The organism is Pantoea sp. Fr+CA_20, assembly GCF_024520835.1.
Classification (GTDB): Bacteria; Pseudomonadota; Gammaproteobacteria; order Enterobacterales; family Enterobacteriaceae; genus Pantoea; species Pantoea allii.
Genome location: NZ_JALNPN010000006.1, coordinates 26,867 through 42,211, shown reverse-complemented (window position 1 = coordinate 42,211; position 15,345 = coordinate 26,867). Strand labels below are relative to the sequence as shown.

Below are 15,345 nucleotides of genomic sequence, written 5' to 3'. Positions count from 1 at the left end.
TTGCCCCTCTGCCAGGCAGGCCACGTTGAGTGGCTTGCCTGTGCGTCAAAGCGTGCTGTTCGGATCGGTAGATGTATCAGTTACTGCGCCAGTTTCTGGCTTGAGTTCACGGGTAAACCAGTTCACAACCTCATCGATCACGGCAGGCTGATACCAAACCAGGTCACCATGCTCTGCACCTTTTACGACGACGTAGTCTACCTTCTCGCCCGCCTTTTTAAGGGCGTCAAATAACTGTGCACTTTGATGGGGCGATACCAGCGAATCGTTATCGCCGTGCATAATCAGGAAGGGCGGTTTAGGGTTACTTAAATGCCCCATCGGGCTGGCGTGACGTGCTTTAGTCGTATCGTCCATGATACTTGCGCCAGCAAAGTCACGGAAAGCCGCGCCATGCACCAGCAGCGCCTCGGTCACGGCGGGAGACTGATGAACCTTTTGAATGTCATCGGCGTACCCTTCGCCAATATTCAGGAGATCGGATATACCGTATAAGGTTGCGACCGCCTGGACATCGGAGGATTTATCGGTGAAATCGCCGCGATCGAATGACGTTTCCCCCTGGGTGGTGCCGAGCATTTGTGCCAGCCAACCGCCTGCCGAGTCGCCTAAAACACCAATGCGTTCAGGGTCAATGCCGTAATCCTCAGCATGCTGTCGCAGGTAGCGGACCGCCGCTTTACCATCCACCACCGGCGCCGGGAAGGTATCAGGTACGACCCGATACTCTGCGGCCGCCACAACAAAACCGGACTCTGCCAGCGCCATACGCATCTGAATAAACTTATCGTGATCGGCACTGGTAAAACCGCCGCCCGGAAAATAAATGATAGCGGGCTTTAACGCCTGCGTCCGTGGCACCAGAAGCGACATATGCAACTGCCTGACCGATCGCAGCGTGGTGACTTGTGAATAGACGACGCCGTTGAGGGAATCGATCTGGTTACGCACGGGTTTTACCTGAATCACCTTTGCGCCCTCACGGTAACCCGTCAGATCATGATGTTCTGTCGCCATTGCATCTCCCATCGTCATTATCGCTGCCAGTCCACCTATTAAAAAATTGTGGCATAGATTCATAATTATTCCCGGTTAAGTTAAGAGAAAAGCCAGGTGTTGCGAAATATAAAAGGCTGTTGACGCTGTCATTATCAGCCGTCAGACGGTAATGCAGAAATGGCAAGGATGAGTTGAGCGAGATTATAAAAGCAGGTGTTTTTGGGCGGCGGTTACTGTGTGATGTGGAAATGGCCAGATGTGGGTATTGTCTGGCCACACATGAATTAACGAATCACGATGGTGAGCAGGATAATGACGACCGCGATAGCAACCACCTGAATAAAAATCTGGTCGAGCGTAAATTTACGCATAGCGCTACCTCACTGCATCAGAATTTGCCAAATACCCAGCACCATGACGGTGAGGCCGATTAAAAGAAAAATTAACGCAATCGCGTTTTCAGGTGAACGATTCATAAGGGGCTTCCTTGTCATCAGGATGACGATTAATCACAGCATTCAATGTGGAAAACTGATATCACGCGGTGAGGTCTTGTCCCGCTAATCCATAGCGAAATGCAGCTACCCTTAACCTCATATTTCAACGGCAGGCAGGATAATCTTTATCATGCGCGCGTCTGAACGGCTCTTTATCAATGTTCCACTAAAGGATGAGCATGTCTGGCTGACGATTTGCTGTAAATCACCTTCGTGTGCAAGGTTTGGCCTGAGGCTTACCAGCACGCTTTCCACTAAAAATCTGCGACAGTAGCCGGTTTAGCCTTGTTACCGACGCAAGCATTGCTGCGACAGAAAGCAGGCGTTTTACAGCGATGGCACGTGCCAGTCGGGGGGAGGGAATAGCGCGTTTTTGAACAGTAACATGACCCTGGTCCTCATCGTCTTATGGATGGCTGACTGACCCGAAGGGCAATTATCGCCAGCTGAACTGATGCCGGCGTTTCCGGTAAGCAACACCGCCATGAAAGCGTTAGCTCATCGGGATAATCATACAGATGCCACGATGCCTGAATGAATCCGCGCTCAGTATAATCAGGATGCAGGTTGAGTAAAGGCAGGAACGGCGGGTGAGTGAGGATTGGTTTAGGTTACTCAGTTGTAATGTTAGCGAATCAGCAGCCTGTTATTTCCCAACGTCTTTTGCCGCATCGCGTGATTCAGGACATACTCCCGCCATTGTCCATGCGCACTTGCGAAGGTGTTAAGCCCGTGACCTGCTTAAAACGATTACTGAAATGGCTTAAGGAACTGAAACCATTATCCAGCGCTATCTGGGTTAACGGTAGCGAGGTTGACCGCACCATCTGTTGTGCGTTTTCCATGCGGCGTTGCATAACGTACTGATGCGGCGCAACGCCCAGCGACTGACGAAACATGCGGGCAAAATGGTATTCACTCAGGTTTGCCTGCGTGGCCAACGTATCAAGCGTCAGCGGCAACGCCAGATGCTCATCAATAAATGCCAACGTATTGCGCAAGACATAGGGCGCCAGCCCGCCGGTTACTGCCGGGAGCCGCCACTGCACGCTGGAATAATGCTGGATGAGGTGGGTTAACAGCAGGGTGCTGGCCGTGCTCAGCATTAACTGATTCGCAGGCTGTTGCCAGTCACAGCTGAGTAAGAACTGACGATACAAGGCGGTGATTTTAGGATCGCTGGAAAATATTTTCTCATCCAGCGTAATCGACAACGGATTGCGATCCCACACTTTCTCGCCGACCTCGCGTAAGTGTTCATCGGTGCAATAAAGATGCACAAAGGTGAGGTCGCTACGTACATCCCAGCTGGATTCACTCTGCTGGGGCATCAGACAGAATTTATCAGGTCCGCCACCGTTGCGCCATCCGCTCGCCGTTTTGTGATAGCTCTCGTAACCATCCGCCACATAGAGACTTAACGTGTGATGATTACTGTTTACCGTGACCCGATCTTGCTTGTTGTGCCATGCCGCTAATCTGATGCCGGAATTGAGCATGACCGATTCGCGCAGCACGGCCTTTTTTTGACGCAGCGTTTCAAACGTGTCGTAAACGCGAGACATAACTCTTTTCCGCCAGATGAACAGAGGCTCAGTCTAAGGCGAGTTCAGGCCGGTAGCCAGATTTGTTCCATTAAATGCGCAAGATTTTGCAAGTCACCCGCAAGACCATGAAAGCCTCCGCCCGGAAAATCCGACACACTGTTTCCTCTCTCGCTCAAAGGAAAACGCATGAACGCATTACTTTACGCGGTGGTGGTGGCTATTTGGGGAACCACCTGGATCGCTATTTTTATGCAGCAGGGGCCGGTGGATGTCACGGTTTCTGTGTTCTGGCGTTTTGCTATCGCCAGCCTTTTACTCCTGTCACTGCTGAAGGTAGTGGGTCGTCTTCGTGCCTTGTCACTTCGCGATCATTTGTTCTGCCTTCTACAGGGATGCTGTGTGTTTTGCTTTAATTTTTGGTGCTTTTACACGGCAGCGGGCTATATCAATACCGGTTTAGAATCCGTGATTTTTTCCATGGCGGTGCTCTATAACGCAGTCAATAGTTACCTCTTTTTCGGGCAGCGCCCCCAACCGCGTTTCTGGTTTGCCGTCACCCTGGGATTAACCGGCATGATCGTATTGTTTTGGCAAGATCTGGACGTCAGCGGCTGGAACAAAGGATTGTGGACAGGAATCGGCCTGTCGGCGCTTGGCACCTTTGGTTTTTCTTTGGGGAATATGATTAGCCTGCGGCACCAGCGCAGGCAACTGGAAACGATGACCACCAATGCCTGGGCCATGCTGTACGGTGCCATCGTGATGGGCGGCATCGCCTGGGCGCGTGGCGTGAATTTCTCGCCGCTGTGGACATTACATTATCTGAGTGCGCTGCTTTATCTGTCTGTATGCGGATCGGTCATTGCGTTTTGGGCTTATTTTACCCTGGTCAGACGCACGGGTGCCGCAAAAGCAGCCTACACAACGCTGATGTTTCCGCTGGTCGCACTCACCTTGTCAACAATGTATGAAGGTTACCAGTGGCAAAGTCACAACGTGGCCGGATTGCTGCTTATTTTAGGCGGTAACCTGGTGATGTTTGCCCGCCCGTTGCACTGGCTGAAACCGAGAACAGTGCCGGATACGGTTTAGCCTGGCCTCAGACAGATCGCTTATTGAGCGCTTGACGGAACGCTCTGCGGTTGAAGCTGGTAAATCCATGCGGTGACGCTGTCACCGTTTTCACGGAACGTTTCAACCCTGATGCGATCATAACCTGCCTCAAACTCATCCAGCATTGGCCAGTGTAAGCTCAGTTTGTCAGAAGAGAAAAGAAACCCCTTAACCCGCGGAGCCTGATCATCCACGACGATACCGGGAAAGCCCGTAGCGGCGCCTCGTCCTACAGGAAAGTAAAAACCGCTGACAAAACCAGTCTGCCATATACCGCCAATGCCCTCCAGGATATGCGCATTGCTGCGGCCCGGACATAAGGTGCCGTAAACAAACAACGTTTCCATAGTCATCTCTGTCACAAAAAAGAGTCACCTTACTCTGACCGGATGTCTCTGTCATTATGGATAAACTGCTGGCTCCGGGCCTGCTTATTCTGACTGACAAGCAAGCCCGGAGCGTCATAAAACACCTCATGGCTGAACGCTCAGGGGGCAACAGAACAAAAAGCGCGAATCAAACCCAAAAGTTTAACAAACCAGCCCTAATTATTTTAACCACAATTTAACGCATAGCGCTTATTTGGTATTTTTCAAGTTTCGGAACCGAAATATATCTGAAATTAACAGGTAAAGCTGCTTTGCGCTGTGCCGATAAGACTGTATTGCGATAACGAATCTTTTATTAAACATCCAGGGGTTTTTTTATGACTATTACACAGCGTTTAGTGCTGGCATTTTCGTTGCTGGCATTATCACTATGTGCGCTTGTTGCTGTTTCATTATCGGTAATATCTGGCTTCCAGTCTCGTTTTGAATATGTTCAGGTTAATGCGATACCCAGCATTAAAGATCTGAATAAATCCATTAGCGCAACTAACCAACTGGGTCTTGCATTATATCGACACCAGACAATGGCCGACGGTACAAAACAGGTGGCAGCCGAAGAAAAAATAAACGGCATTCTTGATAATATCAAATCGTTAACTGATTATTATATGGCGAATGATATTTCCAGCGATGAAGATAAGGCCATGACGGTTCAGGCACTGCGTAATCTTGATGCCGTTCGTAGCGCTTTACCCGCATTTCTTGCGGCTTCACGTAGCCATAATAATGCGCTTTCTCTTGAACTGCTTCAGAGCGACAACGGCATTGGTGCCGCAGCACGCAAAATGGAATCTGACTTCACTAAACAAATCGATCTGAACATTCAAATTGGTGATGCGTTAAGGGCTGAAAATAATCATGTTTATTCTCAGACTATCTGGGCAATGACCAGCGCATCTGTACTGGTTATTTTATTACTCGGTGTATTTTCAGTCAGCATTATTCTGGGTATTAAAAGAAGCCTGTCCAGCATAAAAGATACGATGGCGACGGTCAGCAGTAATCTTGATCTGACAAATTTAGCACCGGTACTAAGGAATGATGAAATTGGGCAGACAGCGATAGCGTTTAACGATCTGCTTAAACGTGTTTCCACCACGCTGTTGTCAGTCAATCATGCTGCGCAGTCCGTCAGTACAGGTTCCACACAAATCGCCGCAGGCAATGAAGATTTGTCATCGCGCACCGAGCAACAGGCGGCATCGCTGGAAGAAACATCGGTAAGCATGGCGACGCTGAGCGATACCGTGCGTCAAAATGCGGAAGGTGCCGTACAGGCCAGCAACCTGGCGAATAATGCTAACACCATGTCTAAACAAAATGGTGGCGCAGTCAGTCGGATGCTGACAACCATGGGCGAAATTCGTGGCAGTTCTGCAAAAATCTCGGAAATTACCGGCCTGATCGAAGGCATTGCTTTCCAGACCAATATTCTGGCACTTAACGCCGCCGTGGAAGCTGCACGCGCCGGTGAGCATGGTCGCGGGTTCGCGGTTGTCGCCTCAGAAGTTCGTAATCTGGCACAACGTTCTTCCTCTGCGGCTCGCGAAATCAAAGAGCTTATTACCGCATCCGTTTCACAGGTAGAGCAGGGGCTGGAGCAGGCAACGAGCGTGGGCTGTAACTCAGATAATGTCAGCAATGCTATTCAGCAGGTTGCCGACTTAGTGAATGAAATTGCTGCCGCTACGGCCGAACAGAGTAAAGGCATTGAACAGGTCCATCTGGCTATCGGGCAGATGGATGAAGTGACGCAGCAAAACGCCTCTTTGGTCGAAGAAGCATCCTCAGCGTCTAAATCGTTGCAGGAGCAGGCAGAAACCCTGTCGAGACTGGTTTCTACTTTTAAAGTGAATGACAGTGTCACGCATGCCCCTGCATCGATCAGCGCACCGGTGAGCCAGCCGTCACTCGCCTTGAAAAGGCCAGATTTAAAAGCAGTAAACGTAGATAAGGTTAACTGGGAAAGTTTTTAAGGCGTTATGTAAAAATCTGACCCGTTCAGGATCTTGTTGATTGGAAAAAGCGCTGTAGTAATACAGCGCTTTTTTTATTAACCCAGTCGTCAGCGGAGGGTGCTGTCGTGCGCTATTTCGACGGGCCAGCCGCATAACAGTCAGATCGTCTGCTGAATGCCGGTTATCGGTTACTTAGTTACAGACAGCATCTCTGTTGCGCCTGGCGGGTGACAGATGAACATCACCCGTTTATCGATCCTCTTTCTTCCCGCTGACAGGACGCATTCAGAACCGCGTTTTTTCCCGTTCCATCACCAGACTGAGTGTGGCAGGCAGCAGCGTTAAGGTGACCAGCGTTCCGGTAACCAGACCGCCAATAATGGCGTACGCCATCGGCCCCCAGAACACCTGCTGAGAAATGGGCAACATACCGAATATCGCCGCACATGCCGTCAGCAATATGGGGCGAGCGCGATGGATAGCGGCACTGCGGATAGCCTCACTATGCGGCATGCCTGCCTGGGTGTTACTGTCCACTTCACTGATCATAATCACCGCGTTACGGATAATCATGCCGGCCAGCGCAATGATCCCCAGCAGCGCAACGAATCCCATTGGCGTACCGCTCGGCAGCATGGCAACAACAATGCCGGGTAAGCCAAAAGGGGCCATCAACAGCGCCAGCAGCATTCTGGAAAAGCGTTTTAACTGCAACATCAACAAGATAAGCATAAAACACAGCGTCACCGGCAATACGGCAAAGATGGAGCTGTTTCCCTTGTTCGATTCTGCAACGGTACCGCCTTCTTCAATGTTATAGCCAGCAGGTAAGGATGCACGAAATGCATCCAGGGCGGGCCTTAACTGGTCTGATACCGTTTCAGCGCGTTGCGTGGGGGCAATATCGGTTTGCACCGTAATGTAAGGCAAGCGCTGACGCCGCCAGATAACCGGATCGTCAAGCTGCCATTTTAATGTCGCGACTTGCCCAAGGGGAATTTTCTGCCCGGAAGCCGTATTCAGCATCAGGCCGTTCAAAATGTCGGTATTTTGCCGCTCGCGATCGTCTCCCCTTAACACCACATCAATGAGCCGGTTACGATCGCGGATGGTGGTTACTGTACTGCCAGACATCACAGTATTGAGCATCGAAGCTATGCTTTCCGAAGAGACACCGACCGCACGCGCTGCCGTTTGGTTCACATCAACCTTGATGACCCGTTCTGGCTCGCCTGCGGTCATGTTCACTTCACGTGTATCCGGCGAGCGTGAGATCTGGGCGGCCAGCGTTTCCGCGATGTGACGAACGTTACTGTAATCCGGGCCGGTGACACGGTACTTGAGCGGCCAGCCAACTGGCGGGCCCAGCTCAAGGGGCGAGACGCGCGACGTCATATCACTAAAATCACGCGCCAGAATGCGTTCGAGCTTACGCCGCACTCTGTCTCGCGCTTCAAGGTTCTTCGCCACCACTACCAGCTGTGCCGTGTTTTCATTATCCAGCAAGACTTCCATCGGCAAATAAAAGCGCACGGCACCAGAACCGATATAGCTGGAGAAATGATCGATATCGCTATCGCGGCGCATCACGCTTTCTAGCTGCCCGGTGCGCCGCGCCGTTTCGGTCTGAGAGGCATTAGCCGGCAGCGTCAGGTTCACCAGCAGCTCTGGACGGTCGGACGCGGGGAAGAATTCGCCCTGCATCAGCGTCGTCCCGAACACGCCCATTCCCAACAGCAGCAGGGCGCTTATTACGGTTGCCCAGCGATAACGTAACGCCTGATCAAGCAGGCGGTGATAAAGCCGTGCCATCCGTCCCGGTTGTTTATGCCTTGCACCGGCACCCTCGATCAGCAGCCAGGTTCCCGTAACGGGTGAAAACAGGATAGCGACCACCCAGGAACAGAGCAGGGAAATGAGGACGACCGCAAAGAGTGAGTAACAATATTCACCCGCACTGGACGCCGCAAATCCCACAGGAATAAATCCGGCAATCATCACCAGTGTGCCGGTTAGCATAGGAAAGGCAGTGGTTTTAAATGCATAGGTTGCCGCCTGCCATTTGCTGTCTCCGGCTTCAACGCGCGAAACCATGGTTTCCACCGTGATCATGGCATCATCCACCAGCAACCCGAGCGCAATAATCAACGCGCCCAGCGAAATACGTTGTAAGCCAATCCCTGCAAATGTCATCCCGACAAACGTCATGGCCAGCACCAGCGGAATCGCGGCCGCAACCACCAGCCCGGCACGAAAACCCAGCGAGAAGAATGATATCGCCAGCACAATAATGACCGCTTCCGCCAGCACCCGGACAAACCCACTGACAGCCGTTTTCACCACCGTGGATTGATCGGCGATCTTTATCATATTGATGCCATGGGGTAGCTGGCCGGCAATAACCGTCATCCGTTGATTGAGCGCCTGACCAAACCTGAGCATATTGCCCGCAGGGGACATGGAGACGGCAAGGCCAATCGCCGGTTCGCCGTTAACACGGAAGGTGGAAGACGGCGGCTGCGCAGGCTGGAGTGTGATTGTCGCGATACTCGACAGCGGGATAAAACGCTGCCCAATACGCAGGGTAACGGCCTTAAGGCTTTCCACCGTCGTCAGCGCACCACTGACGCGAAGCGCGATATTCTCTTTATCGGTGCGTATTTCCCCAGCAGGTGCCACTGCGTTCTGAGCGGTTATGGCATCGCTCACCTGCTGAAGATTAAGGCCCATGCCGTCCAGTTGCCTGGGCGAAAAGGCGACAACGATCTGTTCTTCCTGTTCACCCAGTAGGGTGATTTTGCCCGTATCGGGCACATCCATCAGGCTACGACGAATCTCGTCGACCTTATCACGCAGTTCACGCGGGCTAAATCCGTCGGCGGTAAAACCATAAATCGTGCCAAACGTATCACCAAATTCATCATTAACACTGGGGCCCTGAACCCCTCGCGGAAGGGACGGGGCAATATCCTGCATTTTTTTACGGATTTGATACCAGATAGTCGGCACCTGTGCCGGTGGCGTATCATCGCGCAGATTGACAAATATCACCGATTTCCCGGCGCGCGTTTCACTTTCAATAAAATCCAGCGAAGGCGTTTCCTGAAGTTTCTTTTCCAGCGTATCGGTGACCAGTTGCATGGTGTCCTCGACCGAAGCGCCAGGCCATTGGGCGGACACCACTGCGGTTTTAATAGTAAAGGCCGGATCTTCATTACGGGGCAGATCGATGTAACTGAGTACGCCGGTCGTCATCACCAATAGCATAAAGAAAATGACCAACTGCTGGTGAGCTAATGCCCAGGCGGACAGATTAAAGCCGTTCCGATTGCTGTCCGACCTCATTTTTCACTCTCCTCAAGCTGAACGCGTTCACCCGGCAACAGCGTTTTTACACCTGCGGTAACCACGCGCTCACCGGGTTGAACCCCGGCACTGAGATAGATCTGCTGTGCGTCAAAGCGTGCCAGCGTAACGGGCCTGACCTGAATCTGTTGGTTTCGCGGGTTCACCACGAGTACGGCGGGGCGATCCCCGGCCCGCGTCAGTGCACTGGCTGGCAGGGCAATCACCTGGTCGGCTTTTCCAGAGAAAACGCCTAAAACGGTCGAACCCAGTGCCATCGCGGCGGGCGGATCGGTCAGCATAACGCGGAGCCGCCAGGTGCGTGTTTGCGAATCGGCCTGCGGGCTGATATCGCGAAAACGGCCCTCTGCCGTTACGGCGGGGTTTGATAACAGCGCAATCTTAACTGGCGTGGTCGTTGCACTTTCAGAGAGTGTAGGTTCGGCAAGGTCAAAAACGGCATCGCGATCGCCGTCAGCAGCCAGCGTCATCACCGTCTGGGCGGCACTGACGACCTGCCCGGGTTGAACATTCACCGCCGTAATCACGCCGGCCCGTGGCGCAGTAAGCTGTGTCCAGGCCAGATTATCGCGCGCGTTTTTTAGTGCGGCCTCACTGCTCTGGCGACGGGCGACTGCGGCCTGCCAGTCGCCTTGTGCGCTATCTAACTGCGCACGAGAAATGGCACCGCCCGGCATGAGCAGTTGCATACGGCGGAGTGTGAGAGCGGCAACGTGTTCTGATGCGCGTGCGCTGTTGAGGTCGGCAGTGGCACTGCTGAGCTGATTTTGGGCAGCATTATTCTCTAACGTGGCAAGTACCTGGCCTGCGTTAACGTGCTGACCAATATCGGCGGCTCGGGCAATCACGCGGCCATCCAGCCGGAAGGCTAAGGCTATCTCCTCATGCGCCCGGATTTCGCCCGTTTGCGTCATCAGGCCCCCCGAGGAAAACGGCGGCACCGTTACAGTCCGAACAGGTCGTAGTGTTTCGCCCTGAGCAGGCTTTTCGTCTTTACAGCCTGCAAGCACCAACATGCCCACCATCACGAACAGTGACGGTACAACGTAATCAAAGATGGCGAGGTGACGCAGTGCCTGACGAGCAAAAGAAGGAAAAAAATCTGTCATAACCGTATTCCTTAAATGAGACAGGCTCATTTAACGTGGGTTATGTCCAGAAACCTTTTATGGATCATCAAGAAATGGTCAAGGTGAGCAAAAAATGCCTGACCAGGTTGGCTGACAGGCAGACTCGCGCGGTATTTTACGCAGTCTGCATGGCGTCATGTAAGGGCAGGGTAATGGTAATGTGCAGTCCGCCCTCTGACGGCAGCTGCGCCTGGATATGACCGGCATGAGCCTCAACGATAGCTTTCGCAATGGACAGTCCCAGACCACTGCCGCCGGAATGGCGGGCGCGTGAAGACTCTGCCCGGGTAAAACGGTCAAAAATAACGGCTAAAAACTGAGGTTCGACGCCAGGTCCATAATCACGAAACTGCAGGGTGATCGCCGTGGCGGACGCCTGAGCATAAACGGAAATTCGTTTGCCTTCTGCAGCATAGCGCAACGCATTCTCCATCAGAATCGTCACGACCTGACCTAAGCGAGAAGCATCTCCCGTGTAAGGCAGCGATGCGGGCGACTGAACCTCTATTGCTACCTGCCCGGCCTCGGCCTGAAGCGCCAGCCAGGCGGTTCTCTCACGCAATAACTCAGCAAGGTTAAACCGGGTCAGACTCAGGCTGAGCTGACCTGCCTCTGCTAACGACAGTAAATGAAGCTCATCCGTCAGACGACTCAACTGCGTCAGCTGTTTCATGATCATGGAAAACTGCTGGGGTTCGGGTGCAAATACCCCGTCCACAATGCCTTGCAGGCGTCCCATTGCGGCGGTCAAGGGAGAACGCAGTTCATGAGCAATCGCGACATGCGACGCTTTAAGTTCACGTTCGTAACGCACCAGTTGCTGTGTCATCAGGTTGAAGTCTTCTGTAAAACGCACTAATTCTTGCGGCGCGCCATCAACCTGACCGACCGAGGTGCCGAATTTACCCTGTGCCACATCCCGTGCCGCGTGCGCCAGTTGACTAAATTGTTTCGCCAGTGGCAGGGCAAAGCGCAATCCCATCACGACAAAAAAGGGAATAATCACCGCGACCAGCACCGCTACGGTAATCCAGTCCGCAGACGCGATAGAGGGATCGGAGAAGCCGACGCCCCACCACTGATCGACAATCTGATGGAAGCGAGCCGTATCGCGCTCCGGATGCACGCGCAGTCGAGAAAACTCCTCCCACAGCGCGGTTGGCATCCGGTAGTAAACCCAGAGCGTTTGCAGGGCAAACCTCAGCCACATACAGAACGCAATAAGAATGACGCTGCCTAAGCCGAGAATGAGTATACGAATGCAAATCCAGCGCCACATGGAGTCATGGGTTTTCTGCTTCATGGTTGTCTGAACCTGTAACCCACGCTGCGAACGGCGGGTAAAATTTCCGACATCCCTGCAGCTTCAAGTTTGCGACGCAGATTATACACATGCGTATCAACCACCCGCTCAAGGGCATCACTTTCTGGAAGGCAGTTCTCAAGTAAAAACAAACGGCTGAAAGGACGCGTGGGCGCGCGCATCAGGGTAACCAGAATGGAAAATTCCGTTGGCGTCAGATCGAGCCTGTGGACGCCATTAACCACGGCGGTAAGTGATTCAGGATCAACCTCCAGTCCCGCCCAGCAAAGCTTTTCATCTGGCACTTTCGCCTGCTGTGTGCGACGCAGTACAGCCTGAACACGTGCGACGACCTCTCCGGGATTATAGGGTTTGACGACATAGTCGTCAGCGCCATAACGCAATGCGCCAATCCTGTCGGGCGCTTCCCCCATCGCGGTTACCATGATGACAGGCGTATCACCGCTGCGCCGGATGGCAGCCAAAACTTCGGTGCCATTCATCACCGGCAGCATGACATCCAGCAGAATCAGATCGGGTTGCCAGCGCTGGGCCTGTTCCAGACCGGTCATGCCGTTGCTGGCGATCGCCACGTCATAGCCATCTCGTTTCAGATAGGCTTCAAGTACGCCCGCTGCATCAGCGTCGTCTTCAATAATCAGCACGCGTTTCGTTTTCATTTGGGCCACCTTGACCGTTTCTCCATCGTTTCCGGGGCTTACGTTGACACGTTGTTTTTATACTCCAGCCTGGTCGCGACATCGTCGCCTTAGTGACACAACCTGATGAGATCAAGCAAAGTGATAATAACCGGAAAACATGCGCTTCACATGGTCAGTTTAATGCTGACGTTAAGTGTTCTGGCTAGAACCAAAGGAGGCAATTGCCTCCTTTGGCGCCCCTCGTCATCAGGCACGACAACGATCGTTCCATGAGTCTCTGTAGATAATATTACCCTCCGTATACTTCCAGGTAATTGCCTCATAACGTAATTCGAGTGTTTCCAGATGGGTGCTGCTCATACCTGTAGGGGCAAGGTAAGGGGAAACTGTCGTGATTTTGACGTTTTCCAGGATGATATTGAAATATTCAGACTCAATGCCCGATTCCAGTATTCGGTACATCTTGATCGTTGCTTTTTTCAATGTGCGGCCTTCACAGACGGCGCGATACAAAATAGGTGTCGTTTGGTCAAATTCTTTCACTATCGTGATCGGACTATGAACGCGCGTTCCGGTAAGTTTTCCCCAGCTTGGGTCAACTGGAATAGTGACACCGTGAGAGAATGATTTTAACTCGATAGAACCCAGACGGAGTGGCATCATGCAACTACCGACTATCGGAGATCCGTTCTCATCTTCAAGCCATAAATGTGCGGGTGTAGACATATTATTTCCTTATAAATAAATTTACGATGATGCTACCGTTTGAACTTTACAATCTCACATATTGATAAAACAACCATCACAAATACAAAAAATACGGGGATAAGCCAGATTGGGCTGTCAGGAAAAAACAAACCCTGAACTAAAGCGAAAATTATTGTCAGCACTGACGGGCCATAATACGAGATCAATGATCTGAATACCCGTCTGAAAAACCTTTTAATAAGATTCATCATGATTATCGAATCATCCTGGTGATGATAGCTGCAATATCATCATCCGATGCCCATTGTGCTTTAAACGCCTCAGCCCGCTCAAACAATGGCTCTATGAGGAAGTACATCATTTCTAGTTGTTGCATGTAGAGTGCAGAGTAATAGGCTGGGTATTGGACGTGTAGGCGATGGGCACTATCTGCCGCTTTCTGTACCACGCCGTATATCCCAATAGCCCCGACAACCTCGCCCGCTCTTCGCCCTGCCAGTGCACTGAGTTCAAGACTTAGATTCATGCCTGCTGCGACAAATGATGCTGTTGCCAGAGCAAACCCAGCGTTTGTGAGTGAACTGGCGGCAATATGGATATTAACAGCCATAAGCATTTGTTTGATGCGCTCCAGTTGATCGGGGGTTTTATATTTAAATATTTCTTCGAAATATATTTTAAACATGTCATACGCAACATTGCCATGTTGCAAAAGATAAATAACGCTGTTTTTGAATCGAATGTCTTCGGTCTTTTGTTTCTGGCAGACATCCTGATATTTATCAGTAAAACAGGATGTGTAATACAGTGCTCGCGTTGCACCTGCAGCGATCGTCTCAATCTGATTTGATACGGCTTTTCCTGCACCCGCTAATGCATGGTCGAGTTTTAACGCAAGAATTTTATTAGCCTGAAAATAGCTGATAACTTTATTGCTGTAGTACATAACTGCTCCTTGCTTATTTCATTAAATCCTCTTGCTCATTTTTGTCCAGGGGAAAGCGTCCGATAAACAGTCGGCAGCGAAACGGAAAATAATTCGGCCAGATCGCTTATTGAGTACTCACCGCTTCCGTGCATCCTGCAAAGTTCTTTTTGCTGTTTATCTGACAACTTTGGCTGTTTTCCTCGCCGTTTCCCTTTTGCCCTGGCGATGGCCATACCTTCGCGTGCAGAAAAATGCGCACTGTATGGCCTGATTTTGATGAAGGCCAGCAACTGGAGTATTTGGTCGCTTACGTCAGATGAGCTGGCGCTCGCAACCAGCCGCCCCGGAATACTGGCGCAAATTTATTGTATCCTGCAGACGAGTTATTTTAAGGCCAAACATGCTTTCTTTCATTTTCTACCGAAGGATGTGGAAAGTGATTTCGATTTTGTGATTCAGTGTTACTTTCGTTAAGTATCACTCACCGACAAAATCATTACCGGTCATCAATATTACGCCCAGCGTAAGCTTACTACCGACTTCTTTGGGTACCATCAGTGGTCAGGCTCCGTTGGTCTACAGTTAGATGCCCGTGCAGCGCAGATTGTGCGTCGTGATATCACTCCTGGATTTGTTGCCACCGAACTTATCTGCTGGCTGAATAAGAAAACCGTCCGGCCAGGATATTCCACGCTTCAGAACATCACCAGTAAAGCGCTGTCAACGGAACGTTAGCGCCTTTCCG

Annotated in this window: 14 protein-coding genes and 1 pseudogene; 3 read left to right on the top strand and 12 right to left on the bottom strand. The window is 51.6% G+C overall.

Annotation, left to right across the window (positions count from 1 at the left end):
• Positions 1-45: 45 nt before the first annotated feature.
• The 4 genes from NR177_RS09960 to NR177_RS09950 all read right to left on the bottom strand — a co-directional run bounded on the left by NR177_RS09960 (position 46) and on the right by NR177_RS09950 (position 3,061).
• A complete protein-coding gene (locus NR177_RS09960; RefSeq protein WP_256852812.1) occupies positions 46-1,080 on the bottom strand; it encodes an alpha/beta hydrolase in 1,035 nt (344 codons plus the stop codon).
• A 203-nt stretch (positions 1,081-1,283) separates the two neighbouring features.
• The gene (mgtU, locus tag NR177_RS24005; protein ID WP_367303063.1) at positions 1,284-1,370 is read right to left on the bottom strand and encodes a magnesium transporter protection protein MgtU; all 87 of its coding nucleotides are present in this window, start codon (positions 1,368-1,370) and stop codon (positions 1,284-1,286) included.
• Between the two features lie 9 nt (positions 1,371-1,379).
• Positions 1,380-1,475: a protein MgtR gene (gene mgtR / locus NR177_RS09955; RefSeq protein ID WP_109717667.1), complete on the bottom strand. Its 96-nt coding sequence runs from the start codon at positions 1,473-1,475 to the stop codon at positions 1,380-1,382.
• A 701-nt stretch (positions 1,476-2,176) separates the two neighbouring features.
• Positions 2,177-3,061, bottom strand: a complete 885-nt coding sequence (locus NR177_RS09950; protein ID WP_256852811.1) for a helix-turn-helix domain-containing protein — start codon at positions 3,059-3,061, stop codon at positions 2,177-2,179.
• 168 nt (positions 3,062-3,229) lie between these two features.
• Between NR177_RS09950 and NR177_RS09945 the strand changes: the two genes are divergently transcribed.
• On the top strand, positions 3,230-4,135 hold the full coding sequence (locus tag NR177_RS09945; RefSeq protein ID WP_172896918.1) for a DMT family transporter: 906 nt from the start codon (positions 3,230-3,232) through the stop codon (positions 4,133-4,135).
• 20 nt (positions 4,136-4,155) lie between these two features.
• Here the strand turns inward: NR177_RS09945 and NR177_RS09940 are convergent, their stop codons facing one another.
• Positions 4,156-4,503, bottom strand: coding sequence for a gamma-glutamylcyclotransferase family protein (locus NR177_RS09940; RefSeq protein ID WP_256852810.1), 348 nt, complete (start codon positions 4,501-4,503; stop codon positions 4,156-4,158).
• Between the two features lie 359 nt (positions 4,504-4,862).
• Here NR177_RS09940 and NR177_RS09935 point away from each other — a divergent pair, with 359 nt between their 5' ends.
• Positions 4,863-6,521 (top strand): methyl-accepting chemotaxis protein, encoded by a 1,659-nt coding sequence (locus NR177_RS09935; protein WP_256852809.1) that lies wholly within the window; start codon positions 4,863-4,865, stop codon positions 6,519-6,521.
• A gap of 267 nt (positions 6,522-6,788) precedes the next feature.
• Here the strand turns inward: NR177_RS09935 and NR177_RS09930 are convergent, their stop codons facing one another.
• From NR177_RS09930 to NR177_RS09900, 7 genes and pseudogenes are all read right to left on the bottom strand, one after another.
• Positions 6,789-9,848 carry an efflux RND transporter permease subunit gene (locus tag NR177_RS09930; RefSeq protein WP_256852808.1) on the bottom strand — a complete coding sequence of 1,020 codons (3,060 nt, stop codon included), beginning with the start codon at positions 9,846-9,848 and terminating at the stop codon, positions 6,789-6,791.
• Complete coding sequence (locus NR177_RS09925; RefSeq protein WP_256852807.1) at positions 9,845-10,978, bottom strand: efflux RND transporter periplasmic adaptor subunit; 1,134 nt, start codon at positions 10,976-10,978, stop codon at positions 9,845-9,847. Before NR177_RS09925 ends, NR177_RS09930 begins: the two co-directional genes overlap by 4 nt.
• A 136-nt stretch (positions 10,979-11,114) precedes the next feature.
• A complete protein-coding gene (locus NR177_RS09920) occupies positions 11,115-12,302 on the bottom strand; it encodes a cell wall metabolism sensor histidine kinase WalK (protein ID WP_145394371.1) in 1,188 nt (395 codons plus the stop codon).
• Positions 12,299-12,982: a response regulator gene (locus tag NR177_RS09915; RefSeq protein WP_096011606.1), complete on the bottom strand. Its 684-nt coding sequence runs from the start codon at positions 12,980-12,982 to the stop codon at positions 12,299-12,301. The genes NR177_RS09920 and NR177_RS09915 overlap by 4 nt, the downstream gene beginning before the upstream one ends.
• 228 nt (positions 12,983-13,210) lie before the next feature.
• A complete protein-coding gene (locus NR177_RS09910) occupies positions 13,211-13,690 on the bottom strand; it encodes a type VI secretion system tube protein TssD (protein ID WP_063876917.1) in 480 nt (159 codons plus the stop codon).
• 235 nt (positions 13,691-13,925) lie between these two features.
• Positions 13,926-14,618: a hypothetical protein gene (locus NR177_RS09905; RefSeq protein WP_256852806.1), complete on the bottom strand. Its 693-nt coding sequence runs from the start codon at positions 14,616-14,618 to the stop codon at positions 13,926-13,928.
• A gap of 35 nt (positions 14,619-14,653) precedes the next feature.
• Positions 14,654-14,842 (bottom strand): annotated as a pseudogene (locus tag NR177_RS09900) (helix-turn-helix domain-containing protein); the annotation flags it as partial.
• 250 nt (positions 14,843-15,092) lie between these two features.
• Here NR177_RS09900 and NR177_RS24000 point away from each other — a divergent pair.
• Entirely contained in the window at positions 15,093-15,335 is a 243-nt protein-coding gene (locus tag NR177_RS24000; protein ID WP_096011602.1) for a DUF4158 domain-containing protein, read from the top strand.
• The last annotated feature ends 10 nt before the right edge of the window (positions 15,336-15,345 follow it).